Here is a 17,184-nt window from a genome sequence, read left to right as displayed (position 1 = left end):
CCAGTGAAAGAAATTGCGTGGGAATAAAAGGTCTACTTGAAGCGGATTTTTGGTGATTTTGTTCTATTTTTCAATTGCTATCAGTTAAGGATATTTGGTTGTATTTTCAAACAACAGCCTGTTCAAAGTAATGATTTGATTATACTGTAACAGGGATGCATCCGTCTCAATCGAGCATTTATTCATTGAAAATGTTAGTATCAAGCAAACTAAATCTAATTCAAAAATCGTTAACTTTATGGATACCATGGGAAAAATAGACATAAAAAAGGAATTAAGGACGCTGATTGAGCAGGAAAATGACCTTCATGTTTTAGAGGAGATAAAGACCTTGCTTGTTAAGTCCAGTTTAAATCCTATCCTCAGGGAAAAACTAACGTCAAGAGCTTTAAAAGCTGAAGAAGATATAAAAGCAGGTAAAGTTTATACTAGGGAAGAGTTCGAGAAGAAGCTGGATAGCAGGTTAGATCAATGAGGATAGTTTATACTGAGCAATCTTTAGAAAGCCTAGAGGAATCCATAAACTTTTTGTTAATCGTCCAAAAGGTTCCTTTAGAAAAAGTAGTTGCGATTAGAAAACATTTACTGAAAAGGGTAGACAGTCTGATTACAGATCCGCATACAGGCCAATATGAGGAATACTTGGAGCATCTGGGAAAAGGACATAGAAGGTTGGTAGAAGGTTATTTTAAAATCATATACCTTGTAGAAGGTAGGACGATATACATAATGGATTTTTTTGATACAAGACAGGCACCAGAAAATATGAAAGGATAACCTATTTTAAACTAAAGTGGAAACCGTTCCATTAAGCGTTGTTTCAAACTACCCCCAGCCCAAATCTATAATTTGGATGCACCAATAGGATGGAAAACACTTCTGTTTTTGCATCAGATTGTTAATCTAATTCTACACACTGAGGCCAAACTTTAAACGTTAGCTCATCTGAATAAATTTATAACTGCAACTGTCTTTAGGCTAAGTATGGCATGATTATTTCTACACAGAAAGTATCACTAAACGACTATTAAAATGAAATTTATAACCAAGGCAGTTGGTGCAGCACTAGTAGGATACGCTGTGAAAAAAGTAATTGATTCCATTGAAAATGGAACCGCTCAAAAATCGGTCCTGGATCGCTTCGGTAGACCATTGCGAGATGCTCATCTTGGCTTCAACAATACCGCATTTAAACTCGGAATAATCTCTGGAAGAAAAAAAGCAGAATGGAATAAGAATGTAGTGGAGAGGTACAATGCTGTCAGAGCAGTTCCTAACACAAATCCAATACCCGCTAATGGTTCTGGCAATCAAAGCGATATTTCTGCCCCTTATGTACAGGGAGAGGTTCACTCTAAACCTAAAGCTTCTCAAACGAGAATACCACCAAAGAATATGTAAACATAGGGTTAATTATTAAGCCTTATTCCCCCTTACTGGTCTAAGTTTAGCGAAGCGTAACTTAGACCTAAAATGATGAAAGTTTTCAACTTTCTAAACCAAAGCCACACAGGTAATAAAACGGATAATAAACCCTATCCATTCATTAGTCCTGTAATATATTACTGACAATATCCATGCACCTCCAAAAACCGGTGCCTTCTAGTAAACGCTATAAATAAAAGATGCCCGACAATTTTGCCGGGCATCTTTTTGTTTGTCATTTTTTACTCCAATCCAAACTTATATATTTTGTCATCAAAACCACAGATATAGATTTCCTGGTTTTGGTCTACTCCGAAGGAGGAAATAGGAAAATCGGCTTTGAACAATTCAGTATTTACAGGGTTTTCAGGATCGCTGAAATCCAGGCTCCAAATTCTTCCAGAAACGTAATCTGCATAGACATATAATCCCTGCATTTGTTCTATGGCCTCTCCATGGTATACAAATCCGCCGGTAATGGAAATGTCTCCTTCATCCCGATCATATTCCCTTATTGGCAATTCAAGGTTTTCCTGGTCACATTCATCTGCCTTGAAGCAATGAAAGCCTTCCATTGTATTCCAACCGTAATTTCCACCATTTTTGACGATGTCAATTTCTTCATAACTGTTTTGCCCTACATCTGCTACCCACAATTGATCGGTGGCAGTATCAAAGCTAAATCTCCAAGGGTTTCGCAATCCATAAGCATAAATCTCTTCCCTGAATCCTTCGGTGTTATCGACAAATGGGTTGTCTTCTGGAATAGAATAATTCTTTGATCCATCCTGTTGGTCAACATCTATTCTTAAAATATTCCCCAATAAAGTAGTTCGGTCTTGACCATTTCCATGTGGGTCACCCCCTTTTCCACCATCACCAACTCCTATATATAAGAAGCCGTCCGGACCAAATGAAATTTGACCACCATTGTGGTTGCCATAAGGCTGCTCATATTCGAGCAATACCAGTTCACTGGATGGATCTGCCTCATTTGGATTTGTGGAGGAAAGGTTAAAACGAGAAATTACAGAACGATCAGGACTAGAAGCGGTGTAGTTAACGTAGAAATAACCATTGCTCTCAAAATCTGGATGAAAAGCCAGGCCTAGTAAACCTTCCTCATTGTCGGAATCTTCCACCTTGTCCTCAATGGTTAAAAAAGCTGCTTTGGTTGTAGTTTTTTCCTCATTCTCAAAAACGGAGATTACACCGCGCTGTTCTACTACGAAAAGCTTATTAGACTTGTCTCCGGCATGCTGAAAATCAACCGGTCTGGTAAATGACAATTCTGGAAAGGCTTCAACAATTGTTAAAGTGCCTTCTGGCTCAGCCGTTTTTTCTTGTGTTTCCTTTGTACAAGCCGTGCTAAAAAGCAAGGCCATGACTAGAAAAATATTAAGTTGTTTTTTCATAATTATTTAATAGTTGTGATGGTTAAAGTAAGCGTTAATCCTTTTCAGAATGGAAATGAATGTAAAATTGGACCCTGAATTTCAAATAAATACTATAGTCAATACCAGCATAGAAAAATTAATTTAAGGTTTTTTCTTATCAATATGGAATTGCTGTCAGGAACAATTTCATGTTTTTAACAATGATGTACCTATTTAGTTCCTTTTATAAAGGTCTTTGGTTAGGTTTTTCTCTATTTCATGGATTAAACTTATGGCTATAGGCTGTGTCGTTCTCAATCTTGTTATGCTAGAAATGGTTAGTCAAAATTATACCAAATGATTTACCGGTTTATTTTTGAAAAAGATTCTAGCAGGTAGCACAATGGTTATTCCCTATTGGGTTCAAATACCCATTTGGTGGTAAAATAACTCAATACTCAAATCCCTTAAACTTCGCAAATACTAAAAGTCAGTTAATTAGCCTCATTTGAAATAAGAAAAGGAATTTTAGGTAGTAATGATTTGAAGTTGTTAAAATATTGTAGATTTGACACTACAATGAACCCAATAAGATTAAAACACCTTCTTTCATTAATTGTAGAAAACAATGATGAAAGGGCTTTTTCAGAATTTTTTGACCATTACCATACCAGGCTAATCAATCTGGCATTGTTGTATTTACCTCGGTATGACCTTGCCGAGGACATTGTATCAGAGGTCCTTTTAAAGCTATTTCAGAAAAGAGAATCCTTGTTAACCATCAAAAACTTCGATGGTTACTTGTTTAAGATGGTTAAAAATAAATCACTTAATTTATTAAAGTCCAAAGAGTTACTCAATAATATACCTATTGATGATATAAACGATTACTTGATTCCGGAGAGTACCGATCCGGAAAAAACCTTAATCAATGCCAGTTTGGGAGAAAAACTTGACAGTGTCATCCAAAAATTACCGCCAAAGAGAAGACTTGTTTTTAAAATGATTAAAGATGAGCATATGTCTTACCGTGAAGTCGCTGAAATTCTTGAAATTTCTGAAAGAACGGTTGAAGTTCATTTAAAGCTCGCCATCGAAAACCTTAGAACTGCCTTGAAACAATTTTACGATGAACACCAAGGCCACTTGTCAATTTCAAAAAGCAGGTTTTTATCGATTTTTTTATAAGTGTGATATTAATTTTTAAAAATTAACGATTTGGTAATGAGTTGGTTAGGTGTTTTAGTTCTCTTTTTTAAAAATTATTTACTATTTCATTACGGGATTTTTTCGAGTTCAGTGTCTTTATTGCTACACGTAGGACCTATTCCTAAATGGAAGAAAAAAAAGACATGAACTTGAGGTTGCTAAGCTATTTAGCAGGAAAAGCCAACCAAACTGAAAAAAATGAGGTTTTGGACTGGGTCAAAGAAAGCCCCGTCAATCAATACCAATTTGATCAGCTTAAAAAATATTGGAAAAGGAGGACCGAAGATCCTCAACTGATCAGCCATGCCTTTCAGAAAGATAAGTTGTGGAAGCAATACCTAGGAACCAAAGGTAAGGAAACGATAAAAGATAAGCCCAAGCCTATCGTCAGACCGTTTTATTGGGTTAGAGTTGCAGCGGCTATTTTACTACTGTTAGCGGCCACAATTGTTTATCTACAACGTGAAAATTTCTTTCCACCAGAGGAAGTTAAAAAGGCCAATACCTCCATTGAAAAGTACAACCCAAAAGGTCAGAAGTCCCAAGTTCAATTGCCAGATGGGTCTAAAGTTTGGTTAAATGCAGACAGTAAAATAAGCTTTCCTGAAATATTTCCGGATTCATTGAGAATCGTGCATTTGGAAGGAGAAGCCTTTTTCGATGTTTTAAGGGATAGTTTACGTCCCTTTAAAGTCATTGCTGAGAATGTTCAGGTCAAGGTGCTGGGTACCAAGTTTAATGTCAATGCTTATAAAGACCAACAGGAAATTAATGTTTCACTTCTAGAAGGATCCATAAATGTATCTGATGATCAGAGTGAAAATGGCGTACAGGTACAACCTGATCATGGAGTTTCCTATTCAAAGCAGTTACGTATTTTTCGCGAATTTACCAGAGAGGACCACAGGGCAATGTTTGATAAAGCCATTTCCTGGAAGAATGGAAAACTCATTTTTGATAGCAACAACCTGGAAGATTTTGTAACAGAAATAAGTCGCTGGTATGGTGTTTCAGTCGAAATAAAAGGTATTCCTCAAAATGACTGGAATTTGGTAGGGACATTTGAAAATGAATATTTAACCAATGTCCTGGATGCAACCTCCTATAATAAAGAATTCAAATACGAATTAAAGGAAAAAAAGCTCACCCTAATATTTAGATGATGACAGATTAACAAAACTTAATATGAAAAAACCGTATTGATCTGCCAATCAATACGGCGTATTACGATTCATTGCCCTTAATAATGTAACAATAAACCTAACAAATTTATGAAAAAACGAGTACTAAAACTACTACTCATGGGAATGACCTATTCAGTATTTGGTCTTCTTTTGCAGATTTTATTTATAAATGTGCTTTTAGCAACCGAAATAAATGCACAAAATATAAAGAGTGTAAAAGATGTTCAAGTTAGCATTGGCTTTGAAGATGAAAAACTTAGCCAACTCTTTTCCAAGTTGGAAGAGAAAACACCATTCGTGTTTGTATATGACAGAAAGGATTCATTTCTGGAAAAACGATTTTCACTTGTCAAACAAACCCTCACAATGGAGGATCTTTTGCTCCAAATCGCAAAAGAAAACAAAGTGAAATTTAAGCAGATTAACAATATCATCAGTGTAAGTTCCACAGCTACTACGGGGAATAACATCGAAATATCGATCAAAGAAGTCTCAATAGTGGGTACTGTAACCTCAACTGACGGTAAAACCATTCCTGGGGCAACAGTAATCCTAAAAGGAACCAGCGTTGGCACAGTCACAGATTTAGATGGTAAATTTTCGCTAAATGTACCTGAAGAGGGTGCCATTTTAGTGGTTTCCTTTATCGGCTATTTAAATCAGGAAGTGCCAGTTGCAAATCGTTCAATACTGAATATTGTCCTTCAGGAAGACATGCAAAGCCTGGATGAAGTAGTTGTGATAGGGTATGGTGTGGTGAAAAAAGCGGACCTTACTGGTTCTGTAGCTCAGGTGGAGATGGAAGAGGTTAGGGATATTCCCGCCAATTCAGTAGAGAGAGTACTTCAGGGCCGTGCAGCAGGTTTGCAAATCATCAACCCATCCCAAGACCCAGGGGCTGGATCTACAGTGAGAATTCGTGGAGGAAGTTCACTTAGAGGATCAAACTCACCTTTGGTAGTGGTCAATGGATTTCCACTTGGCGACGCTGGAGAATTGAAACAAATAAACCCGTCAGATATAGCATCTGTTGAAGTATTAAAAGATGCTTCTGCTTCAGCTATTTATGGATCAAGAGGTGCCAATGGAGTGATCATTATCACTACAAAAAAAGCGAAGCAAGGTGAAACAACTTTTGGTATTCGGCAACAAATGACCATTTCTGAGTTCACTTCAGAACTTAACCTTTGGAGAGACCCTACTTTATTGGCAGAGCTGCACAATGAAGGAAGAGCAAATGGTGGATTTGAACCAATTTTTATTGGTGAAGTTTCTCCATCAGGTATATACTACCCATCTATAGAAGAACTCTCAAACGGAGAATGGCCTCACAATACCCAATGGGACCAAATCGTATTCAGGGATGCGCCTATCTCAAACAATACTACTTTTTCTGTTGCCAGTAGCAATGACAGAACCAATTTTAACCTTAGCGCATCCTATTTTACAGACAAAGGGGTTCAGATTGAAGATGATTATTCTAAAATCAATACAAATTTTAGCATTAGCCACCGTGTTCTGGATAACCTGAAAATCACTTTTTCAAATATACTGACCAAAGGCAAAAGAAATGCCAATGGAGGATTGGCTTTTTGGAGAAGTCCTATATGGCCCGTTTATGATGAAACCGGTGATTATTATCTTCTAAATAGTATGGATTTTGATCATCCGGTAGCAATCACCAAAAACCGAAAGAATGAATCCAAAACGCTTGATTTACTCTCCTTTCTGGATGTTGAATGGGAAGTTATTCCTTCCGTTACAATTAATTCCCGGTTAAACTTCAAATATGGTTCAAGTATCAATGACGTTTACCAGCCTAAACGCTATACCCAACCAGGTGAATTTAACAACGGAGCTGCTTATATCAACAACTGGCAGGGAAGCACTGTTGTCAGCGAAACTTTTGCCAATTACAGAAAAGTTTTCGGAAAGCATGACTTTGGTTCAACTTTAGGCTATTCCTATCAAAATGATGAATCCAGAACTTCCAATCTTGGTGCATTTGACTTTGTCAATGAAACCTTAAACAATGAGAATTTGGGTGCAGGAAATTTGGAGCTTAATAAAGTAAGCAATGGATTGGTCGCTTCAGAACTGGTTTCTGGGATCTTTAGGTTCAATTATACCTTTGACGAAAAATACTTAATGACATTCACTTCCAGAGCGGATGGATCTTCCAAATTTGGACAGAACAATAAGTGGGCATTTTTCCCTTCAGGAGCCCTAAGCTGGAAAGCCCATGAAGAGGGATTTGTGAGGGAAATGAATGTATTTGATCAACTGAAATTCAGGCTAAGTTATGGTATTTCAGGGAATCAGGGGATATCGCCTTATCAAACCCTTAGCAGATATGGTGTTAGTAATTATTACAACAATGGGAATTGGATCACTTCGATAGGTCCCGGAATTGAAGTAGGTCGTACCGGACAGTCAGGAATTGAAGTGTTGTGGGGCGGTATACCTAATCCAGACCTAAAATGGGAAACCACTGCCCAGATTGATGCGGGGGTTGATTTCTCACTTTTTGACAATAAATTAAATGTCACTTTTGATTATTATCAGAAAAATACCGATGATTTATTACAGGAAAGAATACTGGCGCTTTCTTCAGGATACGACAGGATGTGGATCAACAATGGTTCTATTATCAATAAAGGAATTGAGCTAACCGTTGGGAGTGATTTGATTCAAACCAAAGATTTCAATTTGAATGCTACCCTGATCTATTTCCAAAACAGAAATGAAGTGACAAGTCTCGGGAACCCACAGGAATCTGGACTTATTACTGACCCAAATACAGGGATGCAGTTCCAATATTCAGGCAATAGTATTGAACAGTTCAGGGGGTTTCCAAATCTATTGGCGGTAGGCCAACCTGTAAATGTTTTTTATGGCTACAAAGTGGATGGCATAATTCAATCGCTAGAGGAAGGTGTACTTGCAGGCTTGGACGGTGACCTTGCCCAGCCTGGAGAATTCAAATATGTGGACATCAATGGTGATGGAGCAGTGGATGAAAACGACCGAACGATCATTGGTAACCCTAATCCTGATTTCCTTGCCAGTTTAAACCTGGCCTTGACTTACAAGAAATTTGATATAAGTATATTTCTTAATGGCGTTTTTGGCAATGATGTCTTAAATACCCACGCCTTTGACCAGCCCAGTATTACACCATTTAGATGGACTCCGGACAATCCTACCGATATGTATCCCAGTTTGAAAGACGGGAGACAGGTGAAATTCTCGGATTGGTGGATAGAAGATGGCTCTTTTGTAAGGATTCAAAACCTAAACATGGGGTATAATTTTGACCTACCTAAATCGATGCGTCTTCGAATTTCTATGAATGCATCCAATCTCTTTACCTTCTCCAAATTCAATGGATATGACCCTGAAGTAGGGACAGATGGTAGGTATTGGGGAGGTTATCCTCGATTAAGACAATGGACTGCTGGTTTGAATTTGACATTTTAAAAGAACTCACTCATGAAATTTCAAAAATATATATTCCTTCTTTTTGGTCTGCTTACGATCAATGCATGCGACCTAAGTGAAGAACCTTATGGATTCTATTCAGAAGATAATTTTTACAATACAGTTGAAGATGCAGAAGCTGCTATAACCTACGCTTATGATGCGTTAACCTTCTTAGAGTATTCTCGAACCGTGTTTCTACTTGGCGACATGCCTTCTGACGAATGCAACCCTAAAGCGGATGAAGGTGCAGATGCGCAAGATTTGAGTAACTGGAAGGTTGCCAATTTCTCGACCAACAGAAGTTTGGTGAATTTCTTCAAATATGCCTATATCGCTATCAATAGAACCAACGCTATACTGGACGTAATTCCAAATTCAACAATCGAAGAATCGGCCAAAGGTAAATACCTGGGGGAAGCACATTTCTTAAGGGCATGGAGTTATTTTAATCTGGTTCGGAATTTTGGTAAAGTGCCCATGCATACTTCTTTTGTGGGTACCCTTGACCAAACCTCGGCTCCATTGGCCACCGATTTGGATCAGGTGTATGACCTTATATTAGCAGATTGCAAAAAAGCGATTGAATTATTGGAGGTGAACAGGGCCACAGGCAGAGCCGATAAAGTTGCTGCCCAATCCTTGGTAGCAAAGGTTTACTTACACATGGCCTCTTCTAAGGATCATAATGTTCCTCAATACAATAGTAGTCGTAGAGAGGTCAATACCATGTATGACAGTGCTGCCTATTTTGCCAATGAGGTGATTAGTAATCAGAATACTTATGCCTTTGATGACAATTTATTGGATATCTATGATGTGGATCAGCCTAGAGGCCCCGAGCACATCTTCTTAATGTCGATGGACAGAAGTGGGACCATAGAAGGGGATTACTCTAAAATTTCCAAACTTTTCATTCCTTATATCGCCGGATCGGCCATTTATTTGGACAACGGCAATGGAACCTTTACAGAATCCCACGATGGATGGAGCGTTTTTCAGACCAAAGAGTCATTTTATGAAACCTTTGATGATTCTGATAAGCGTGGAAGTGAACTGCTGATTTCTGTTGTTTACGATAAATCTGGAGAGGAGATCGCTACATTTCCAGGGGGTATTCCATACCGATTTACCAGAAAATATGTAGACCCCCATTATATCCAGGACAAGACAAGCACCAAACCTTTTTTGATTAGATTCTCTGATGTAGCCATGATTTATGCAGAAGCTGCAGGTCCAAATGCGAAAGCGTATGAAATGATTAATTTTATTCGAAACAGGGCTGGTCTAGGAGACTTAATCCCTGGACTTTCCAATGAAGACTTTAGGGAAGCAGTGTGGAATGAGCGCAGCTGGGAACTGATGTATGAAGGCAACAGGATGTATGATTTGCGTAGGTTCAACAGGGTCAACAAATTGATTGATGAAGCTGCTGAATTGTCGGATGAGGAAGTGGCCTTTTATCCACTGCCACAAATTGAAATTGACTTGAATCAAGCCCTGTAAAATTTTACCCAAAATGTCTTATACCATGAAACTATATATAAGTAAAATATTTCTACTGGTGATAGTGTTCACCCAGCTTTCCTGCGTGAAGAATCCTTTTGATGAGTTTGAAGAAGGCAACTGGAACAATGAAAGAAGCATTCTGACCATCAAATTTGAAAATCAGGTAGGGAAAGAACAAATAATCCGGGTAGATGATCAGACAGGCACCATTATGTTGGGAATTAACACTGGAGCTGTTCCGAATTTAAGCAGTGTTAAAATTAGCTCTTTGGTGCTTTCTTTTGGTGCTGAAGCATCAGCAAAGTCAGGGGAAACCTTAAACTTTGAAAATGAAAGCAACAGCAGTACCATTACAGTAAATTCACCAACAGGGAAATCCAGGGTCTATACAGTGATAGCTGAACCTTTTGAAGAAACGATTCTTGGAACCTATACTGTCAGCAACCTGATTGTTTATGGTGGTACTGGTCCAGAATATGGTGGTGGAGGAGTCGTCGCGATGACCAATAAACCATGGGTATGGTTGCCTTCAGGAGGCCCTGAAGCGGAGCTTGACAATACCATAACCCTAACCCTAGAGGGCTTCACTGATGATGGGAACAGCTTCGGGAAAATTACAAATGATGCAGGAGCGGATAATAAGTATGCCGATTTTCAACAAGTAGCATTTGGCAATTATCCCGGGACTGACTTGAACGATTTTTACAGGAAAATCCCTAAAGGAGAGGGTACGTGGGCGCGAAATTATGCTACCGGAATGGTTACATTCACTTTTACGGATGGGAAAACTACAACTGGGCAATTTATTGAAGGCGCTGTCACAGAAGATTTAGGAAATGGGAAATCAAAAACGGTAGAAAATTATGCACTTGCTTTTAATTTGAATGGTACAGATGATTGGAATAGCATTTATAGTGATTACGATAAGTTTGCTAAACGTCCCAGAAGGTATTGGATTGATTTGGAGAAAGTCGATTAATAATACAATAGGTTTTAAAGCCCAATTTATGTTTTAACCTTTTCTTCTGGACTAGTAATCTTTAAGTAAACTGATAATTTGTTTGAAATGAAATTACCGAAAATATTCTTAATTATACCCTTTTTTTTGAATACTGGTTGTACTTCTGTAGAGAATCCAGTAATCAAACAACCGGGAACAAAACCACCGGAGAAGGTGAAATTATCACTGGTAGATAAAAATGCTACCGAGAAAACAAAAGCACTGTATTCAAATCTTTGGGCACTCCAATCTAAAGGGTTTATGTTTGGGCACCATGATGATTTGTTATATGGAAGGATGTGGTATACGGATTCAGGAGGATCTGACACCAAAGAAATAGTTGGGGATTTCCCTGGGGTTTATAGTTTGGATTTTGCACAAATCATGGATGATAGACATGCAACAAACGACTTGAACGACGACCGTAAAAGAACGATTCTTGAGGCAAGAAGTAGGGGGGAAGTTATAACGGCTTGTGCTCACCTCAATAATCCTTTGACTGGTGGGGATTCATGGGACAATTCCAGCAATAAGGTGGTAAAGGAAATTTTGACCGAAGGCAGTGCCACAAATGCAAAATACAAAGGCTGGCTTGATAGGCTTGCTGCGTTTATGCTTGAATTAAAAGACGAAGAAGGTGACCTGATTCCAATTATATTCAGGCCTTACCATGAACATACACAGACCTGGTCCTGGTGGGGGAGTAGTGCTACTACCCAGGATGAGTTCATCGTTTTTTGGAAGTTTACGGTTGATTACCTCATTCAGGACAAAGGAGTGCACAACCTAATATTTGCGATTTCTCCTCAATTAGACAGTCCATCCACAATGGACAGACTACTTTACCGATGGCCTGGAGATGATTATGTTGACTTTATTGGGATGGACAGTTATCATGGAACGAATACTGCATCTCTGGCTACCAATGTGTCCAACCTTGAAAGCCTGGGTAAGCTAAAGATGAAGCCTGTGGGGATTACAGAAACAGGAATAGAAGGTGTTCGGGATGGTTCAGGAAATGAATATTCAAAATACTGGACCAAAGAGATGCTGACCCCCATTATAGGCAAAGACATCTCAATGGTGGTCATGTGGAGGAACAAGTACGATCCAACCCAACAGGGGTACCATTATTATGGACCATGGGTACAGCACAGCTCTGCCGCTGACTTTAAGGAGTTTTACAATAGTTCATTTACTTTATTCAGCAAGGACTTACCTGACATGTATACCATGGCTGAGAACATCACAGTTAACTGACAGAGTGTTTTCCTCTTGGAATAACAATTAGAAGATCGATTTGAGATTTAATGAAAAAACCTGTGGAGAAATCTCCTCAGGTTTTTTCATGTTGCGTCATTATTAAAGAAATGTACAAGTTAAAGTGCTGTCCAATTGCGCTATCAAAATTGTGATAGGGAGGCCTTTAGGTGGTGGAGTTTTGGGAGTCAAGAGATTTTTCAGCTAGGAGGGGATTCCACAGCCTTTCCTCGCTCAGTCTCTATTAAAAGGGTTGTTCATTGAGGGTTTTATTGGTTTTTATTTTAATCCAACCCTTTGTCCTTGTATCAATGGATCTTAATCTTTCAGCCCTCTTTCTTCCGGAAATAAAAACAAGCTTGGTCGCCAATTTTTTCCTTATTGTATTGAAGGGCTTTTTTTCTAAATTCAGCCAGTTCTTCTTTGCTAAACTCTTCTTCGATATTTGACCCCATCAAGGGTTTTCCTTTCTTATAAAGAGCTGTCCCCCAAAATTGACTGTCCATGCTGTCAAATGTGGTGTTGAAAAGTTCCAGACCAAACCTTTCTCCCAAGATCTGCATGGATTTTGTATTAGGAATAAATAAATGCCGGGGTGCGTCTAACTGAAACCAGAATTCTTTTTCCTCTTTCCATACCTGACCGTCAGTAACAGGTACTCTGATCAATACTTCTCCACCTGGGTTTAAAATTTTTACCAGGTGTTCAAAAACAGCTACAGGGTTAGGTAAATGCTCAAAAGAATGGTGAAACATTACAAGATCATACTTTTTCTCAATATCAAAAAAATCTTTTTTGATAATGGAGAACCTATTAGAAGTGTAAGGGACTTCTACAAAAGGATCGTATCCATCAAGATTATGAAATCCACAATAGGACAGTTCTGCCAAAAGTTGCCCATTGCCACAGCCAATATCAGCTATTTTACTATTTTGGCTTAATTTAAGTGGGGAAAGCCAATCGAAATAAATGGGAGGCATTATGGAAAGGCCAAGGGTAAAGGCTTTGTACCTTAGTTTTTTCATTAGCCCTAACAAAAGGTTACTTGTATTAAATGTACCGAAAGAATAATAATTGTCAGGGTAGTATTTACCTAGGTCCGAAGGGGGGGGCATTAAAAACAGTGATTTACAGGAATTACATTCTGTGTAAACAAAAGTATCATTAGTTCCAAACATTCGTTCTTTGGCCTCAATTGAAGAAAAATCGCTTGCCTGGCAAATTTCACATGTTGTCTTAGAATTAAGCATTCGATATTTAAGGATCAAATTTGGAGAAGTTACAAAAGTAGAATAAAAAAAATCGACTACAATATTGGTAAAATAGGAATCGGTTAAGAAGTGAATCGTTTTGAGTACTGTCATTCATTGACTAGTATGTCATACGTTTGCTGAAATTAATGGATGTTTCCATAAAATATTAATGTCGGTTCTGATTTTTGGGATGAAGGCAAAACCTGAAAAGTGATCTATTTCAGGCTATGTAATTGAAATTCTGAAACACTTTTTTGTAAGAAAGTAAATGAAATTTTAGGTTGATTATGATTAACGTTCCTCATAAATGATTTTGGGGTGGAAAAAGAGTAGTATTTTTCATCTAATTTTTAATAATAGACTTCCAGGAAAAGGGATGGATCAAAACTGAGTTAAAACAATGAATCTTTTAGAATTGCTAAAGATTTTTTTCATCAAAGCTTTGAGAAAGAGCTAGGGGAAAAACACTTTTATAGTAATTCTATTGTCGTGTTTTTAAATATTTCATCGTTTTTAATGAAGAAATAATGCCTATAAAAATTGACATTTATTGGCGATTTTCTATCATCAAAGGGTTGATTTATAATTAGATGAATTCAATTTTAATTGACTTTTAGAGGTGTTAAGTCTTTTTAAGACTAAGTTTTTAAGTGTTTAATTGCCGTCTAATAACGTATTTCAGCTATTTTAGAGAAAGTTCACCTATTTAATTTTTTTTTTACCTATATTGTAGCATAGTGAACAAGGCCAATTTCAATGGATTAGCTTGCGCTAAATGGATGTGTCGAGATGATTTGCAACAAATTCTTGGAAATTATAATGGATTCATTTGTAATTTGAGCCGAAAAAATTATAACTTTAAAATTCAATTTAAGATTAGAAACCGTTCAACCTTTAAATGTCTATTAAAAACTACACTATGAGAAAGTTAATCGCTTTGTTCATGCTTTTCGGAATTTTATTTGCTCCGATGATCACAAAAGCACAAGAAGAAACAGAATCAGAAGCTGAAGCTACTGAAGAGGCCGCACCGGTTCAAGCCGCACAGGCCCCAACTCCAGTTATGACTGATGATGACATAGTTGCTGAAGAGCAATCTTTTCATCAAGTTATAAAAGACAAGTTTATTGAAGGAGATCCTACTTACATGACACCAGTATTGTTGTGTTTGATTTTGGGCTTAGCAGTAGCTTTGGAGAGAATTGTAACGCTAAACCTATCTACTACCAACACTAAGAAATTATTGGCGAAAGTAGAAAGTGCTTTAGAAGAAGGTGGAATTGAAGCCGCTAAAGACGTTACTAAAGGAACTAGAGGTCCTGTAGCATCTATCTTTACCCAAGGCCTAATGAGGTACTCTGAAGGTATAGAGATGGTTGAAAAATCCATCATTGCTTACGGATCTGTTGAAATGGGACGTTTAGAAAAAGGTCTTGTTTGGATCTCACTTTTCATCTCTTTGGCTCCAATGCTTGGTTTCATGGGTACTGTAATTGGTATGATTGGCGCATTTGATTCAATTGAAGCTGCTGGTGATATCTCTCCATCACTTGTTGCTGGTGGTATTAAAATTGCCCTTTTGACAACAGTTGCTGGTTTGATCGTTGCGATTATCCTTCAGTTGTTTTACAACTACTGTGTGGCTAAGATCGATTCTATTGTTAATGATATGGAAGATGCTTCCATCAGCTTAGTAGACATTTTGGTTAAGCATAAATTGACTAGATAATCTAGTCAATTTAATGTTTTTCTATTAAATGAATTATTCACTTATATATTTAAGATAAAATGGATACTACTGATATATTCTTATATGCAGGGTACTTGCTGGTAATCATCGGTGTGATATTAGCTATACTTATGCCATTGATCAATTCTTTGAATGATCCAAAGAGCCTTTTAAAGACGCTCGTTGGAGTGGCTATAATAGGTATTGTATTTGGCGTAGCCTATTCTACCGCCAATGGTGAAGTAGCTGCCAAATACATGGCTGCCCCATTTAACATTACTCCTTCAGGAGCTAAAATGGTCGGTGGGATATTACTTACAGTTTACGCCTTGTTTTTACTTGCAATTGTTGGAATTGTAATTACGGAAATTAATAAATTAATTAAATAATATGGCTAGCAAGAGAGGTAGAATGGCTCAGGAGGTAAATGCAGGATCGATGGCAGACATCGCCTTCTTGCTTCTTATCTTCTTTCTCGTGACTACAACGATTGCTTCGGATAAGGGGATAATGAACATCCTTCCTCCAAAGCAAGATCCTAATCAGCCCCCACCAGAGGTGGAATTGAATGAAAGGAATATTTTTAATATTCTGATCAATGCAAATGATGATCTTTTGATCGAAGGAGAGTTTAGAAACGATACCAAAGGACTTTCAGATGAAATTAAATCTTTTATCTTGAATTTCGGGAATCCTGATGAAGATGCAATAGCATTATTCAATAGCCTACCACCTTCGTTGAAAGGTATGGCTGATCAAAGTCCTGAATCTTCAGATCATCCTATGTCTGGTGGTGCGGTAATCTCCATTAAAACCAATAGAGGTACCAGTTACGAGACTTACTTAGAGGTGCTTGATTTAATAAAACAGGCATACTTCGAAATTTATGGAGAGCGTGTAGGACTTTCAGGTGAAGAATATAGAACCCTGTCAGGCCAGTCTGCTGCCGAAAAGGAGCTTATAGACCGTGGAAAAGAAAATATTCCCATGGCCATCTCCATTGCCGAACCTGATAAATCTGGAAGCTAATTATGTCAAAGTTTAAAAAGAAAACCAAAGCAGAGACCAATATCCCTACTTCGGCATTACCCGATATTATCTTTATGTTGTTGTTTTTCTTTATGGTGACTACCGTAATGAGAGAACAAACGATATTGGTGGAGCAAAAAATTCCCCAAGCTACTCAATTGCAAAAGATTCAAAAGAAAACATTGGTTTCTTATCTTTATATTGGAAAGCCGAAAAACACCTCATTATATGGATCTGAACCCAGGTTACAGGCCAATGATGCGTTGATTAATACTTCCGATATAGTGCTATGGGTAAATCAACAAAAAGATGCGCTTTCTGAAGCTGAAAGAGATCAAATATGGATTTCGCTGAAAGCAGATAGAGATGTTAAAATGGGACCGATTAGTGATATTCAATTTGAACTTAGAGAAGCAGACGCTAGGAAACTTATGTATGCATCTGTAGGTAAAGTTGAAAACAACTAACTCAAGGATTTTATAAATTATTGAAAAGGCTGTTTCTTAGGAAACAGCTTTTTTTTGCCCATTTTATTTTTTTTGAGTAAATCGGATTTATTAAGAACCTGATTTTATTTTTTTGATAATGATTCCATGTCATTGAAAAGTGACATTTTGGGGCAATCTGATTTTAATTAGGCTTCACTTCTTAATAACCTGAACTCAATTATAGAAAATTAGGAGTTGTTGGTGGTTATGTCTTCCAAAACAAATGGGTAATTACCTGTTAA

Annotated in this window: 15 protein-coding genes; 13 read left to right on the top strand and 2 right to left on the bottom strand. The window is 37.6% G+C overall.

Translation table 11 applies throughout. The annotated features are described in order from the left end of the window. Window positions 1-247 precede the first annotated feature (247 nt). The 3 genes from AC0L7T_RS20115 to AC0L7T_RS20105 all read left to right on the top strand — a co-directional run bounded on the left by AC0L7T_RS20115 (window position 248) and on the right by AC0L7T_RS20105 (window position 1,401). A complete protein-coding gene (locus AC0L7T_RS20115) occupies window positions 248-475 on the top strand; it encodes a hypothetical protein (RefSeq protein ID WP_473337893.1) in 228 nt (75 codons plus the stop codon). Next, window positions 472-777 carry a type II toxin-antitoxin system RelE/ParE family toxin gene (locus AC0L7T_RS20110; RefSeq protein WP_473337891.1) on the top strand — a complete coding sequence of 102 codons (306 nt, stop codon included), beginning with the start codon at window positions 472-474 and terminating at the stop codon, window positions 775-777. The genes AC0L7T_RS20115 and AC0L7T_RS20110 overlap by 4 nt, the downstream gene beginning before the upstream one ends. Before the next feature lie 255 nt (window positions 778-1,032). After that, window positions 1,033-1,401, top strand: coding sequence for a hypothetical protein (locus tag AC0L7T_RS20105; protein ID WP_473337887.1), 369 nt, complete (start codon window positions 1,033-1,035; stop codon window positions 1,399-1,401). 266 nt (window positions 1,402-1,667) lie between these two features. Here the strand turns inward: AC0L7T_RS20105 and AC0L7T_RS20100 are convergent, their stop codons facing one another. Next, window positions 1,668-2,840 (bottom strand): PQQ-dependent sugar dehydrogenase, encoded by a 1,173-nt coding sequence (locus tag AC0L7T_RS20100; RefSeq protein ID WP_473337885.1) that lies wholly within the window; start codon window positions 2,838-2,840, stop codon window positions 1,668-1,670. Window positions 2,841-3,380: 540 nt separating this feature from the next. Here AC0L7T_RS20100 and AC0L7T_RS20095 point away from each other — a divergent pair. The 6 genes from AC0L7T_RS20095 to AC0L7T_RS20070 all read left to right on the top strand — a co-directional run bounded on the left by AC0L7T_RS20095 (window position 3,381) and on the right by AC0L7T_RS20070 (window position 12,443). Beyond that, window positions 3,381-3,989: an RNA polymerase sigma factor gene (locus tag AC0L7T_RS20095; protein ID WP_473337884.1), complete on the top strand. Its 609-nt coding sequence runs from the start codon at window positions 3,381-3,383 to the stop codon at window positions 3,987-3,989. Between the two features lie 146 nt (window positions 3,990-4,135). Then, a complete protein-coding gene (locus tag AC0L7T_RS20090) occupies window positions 4,136-5,173 on the top strand; it encodes a FecR family protein (RefSeq protein WP_473337882.1) in 1,038 nt (345 codons plus the stop codon). Between the two features lie 108 nt (window positions 5,174-5,281). Beyond that, window positions 5,282-8,674 carry a SusC/RagA family TonB-linked outer membrane protein gene (locus tag AC0L7T_RS20085; RefSeq protein ID WP_473337880.1) on the top strand — a complete coding sequence of 1,131 codons (3,393 nt, stop codon included), beginning with the start codon at window positions 5,282-5,284 and terminating at the stop codon, window positions 8,672-8,674. 12 nt (window positions 8,675-8,686) lie between these two features. Continuing rightward, window positions 8,687-10,180 carry a RagB/SusD family nutrient uptake outer membrane protein gene (locus AC0L7T_RS20080; protein ID WP_473337878.1) on the top strand — a complete coding sequence of 498 codons (1,494 nt, stop codon included), beginning with the start codon at window positions 8,687-8,689 and terminating at the stop codon, window positions 10,178-10,180. 25 nt (window positions 10,181-10,205) lie between these two features. Next, entirely contained in the window at window positions 10,206-11,162 is a 957-nt protein-coding gene (locus AC0L7T_RS20075) for a hypothetical protein (protein WP_473337876.1), read from the top strand. 87 nt (window positions 11,163-11,249) lie between these two features. Next, entirely contained in the window at window positions 11,250-12,443 is a 1,194-nt protein-coding gene (locus tag AC0L7T_RS20070) for a glycoside hydrolase family 26 protein (protein ID WP_473337874.1), read from the top strand. 326 nt (window positions 12,444-12,769) lie between these two features. On the opposite strand, the gene AC0L7T_RS20065 is transcribed toward AC0L7T_RS20070, so the two are convergent. Further along, a complete protein-coding gene (locus AC0L7T_RS20065) occupies window positions 12,770-13,807 on the bottom strand; it encodes a class I SAM-dependent methyltransferase (protein ID WP_473337872.1) in 1,038 nt (345 codons plus the stop codon). Between the two features lie 808 nt (window positions 13,808-14,615). Here AC0L7T_RS20065 and AC0L7T_RS20060 point away from each other — a divergent pair. From AC0L7T_RS20060 to AC0L7T_RS20045, 4 genes are read left to right on the top strand one after another with little or no spacing between them, the layout of a single operon-like run. Continuing rightward, window positions 14,616-15,425: a MotA/TolQ/ExbB proton channel family protein gene (locus AC0L7T_RS20060; protein ID WP_473337871.1), complete on the top strand. Its 810-nt coding sequence runs from the start codon at window positions 14,616-14,618 to the stop codon at window positions 15,423-15,425. A 59-nt stretch (window positions 15,426-15,484) separates the two neighbouring features. Next, window positions 15,485-15,814: a hypothetical protein gene (locus AC0L7T_RS20055; protein ID WP_473337869.1), complete on the top strand. Its 330-nt coding sequence runs from the start codon at window positions 15,485-15,487 to the stop codon at window positions 15,812-15,814. A 1-nt stretch (window position 15,815) separates the two neighbouring features. Then, window positions 15,816-16,454, top strand: a complete 639-nt coding sequence (locus AC0L7T_RS20050) for an ExbD/TolR family protein (protein WP_473337867.1) — start codon at window positions 15,816-15,818, stop codon at window positions 16,452-16,454. A 2-nt stretch (window positions 16,455-16,456) separates the two neighbouring features. After that, window positions 16,457-16,921, top strand: coding sequence for an ExbD/TolR family protein (locus tag AC0L7T_RS20045; protein WP_473337865.1), 465 nt, complete (start codon window positions 16,457-16,459; stop codon window positions 16,919-16,921). Window positions 16,922-17,184: the final 263 nt, after the last annotated feature.

The organism is Cyclobacterium sp. 10D3-21 (assembly GCF_055809755.1).
Note: the sequence above shows the minus strand (reverse complement) of the source record. Positions and strands in the feature narration are given on the sequence as shown.

Bases quoted from the DNA above. Each gene is read 5' to 3' on its own strand.
- AC0L7T_RS20115 (WP_473337893.1), top strand. From the start codon at position 248: ATGGGAAAAATAGACATAAAAAAGGAATTAAGGACGCTGATTGAGCAG.
- AC0L7T_RS20110 (WP_473337891.1), top strand. From the start codon at position 472: ATGAGGATAGTTTATACTGAGCAATCTTTAGAAAGCCTAGAGGAATCC.
- AC0L7T_RS20105 (WP_473337887.1), top strand. From the start codon at position 1,033: ATGAAATTTATAACCAAGGCAGTTGGTGCAGCACTAGTAGGATACGCT.
- AC0L7T_RS20100 (WP_473337885.1), bottom strand. From the start codon at position 2,840: ATGAAAAAACAACTTAATATTTTTCTAGTCATGGCCTTGCTTTTTAGC.
- AC0L7T_RS20095 (WP_473337884.1), top strand. From the start codon at position 3,381: ATGAACCCAATAAGATTAAAACACCTTCTTTCATTAATTGTAGAAAAC.
- AC0L7T_RS20090 (WP_473337882.1), top strand. From the start codon at position 4,136: ATGGAAGAAAAAAAAGACATGAACTTGAGGTTGCTAAGCTATTTAGCA.
- AC0L7T_RS20085 (WP_473337880.1), top strand. From the start codon at position 5,282: ATGAAAAAACGAGTACTAAAACTACTACTCATGGGAATGACCTATTCA.
- AC0L7T_RS20080 (WP_473337878.1), top strand. From the start codon at position 8,687: ATGAAATTTCAAAAATATATATTCCTTCTTTTTGGTCTGCTTACGATC.
- AC0L7T_RS20075 (WP_473337876.1), top strand. From the start codon at position 10,206: ATGAAACTATATATAAGTAAAATATTTCTACTGGTGATAGTGTTCACC.
- AC0L7T_RS20070 (WP_473337874.1), top strand. From the start codon at position 11,250: ATGAAATTACCGAAAATATTCTTAATTATACCCTTTTTTTTGAATACT.
- AC0L7T_RS20065 (WP_473337872.1), bottom strand. From the start codon at position 13,807: ATGACAGTACTCAAAACGATTCACTTCTTAACCGATTCCTATTTTACC.
- AC0L7T_RS20060 (WP_473337871.1), top strand. From the start codon at position 14,616: ATGAGAAAGTTAATCGCTTTGTTCATGCTTTTCGGAATTTTATTTGCT.
- AC0L7T_RS20055 (WP_473337869.1), top strand. From the start codon at position 15,485: ATGGATACTACTGATATATTCTTATATGCAGGGTACTTGCTGGTAATC.
- AC0L7T_RS20050 (WP_473337867.1), top strand. From the start codon at position 15,816: ATGGCTAGCAAGAGAGGTAGAATGGCTCAGGAGGTAAATGCAGGATCG.
- AC0L7T_RS20045 (WP_473337865.1), top strand. From the start codon at position 16,457: ATGTCAAAGTTTAAAAAGAAAACCAAAGCAGAGACCAATATCCCTACT.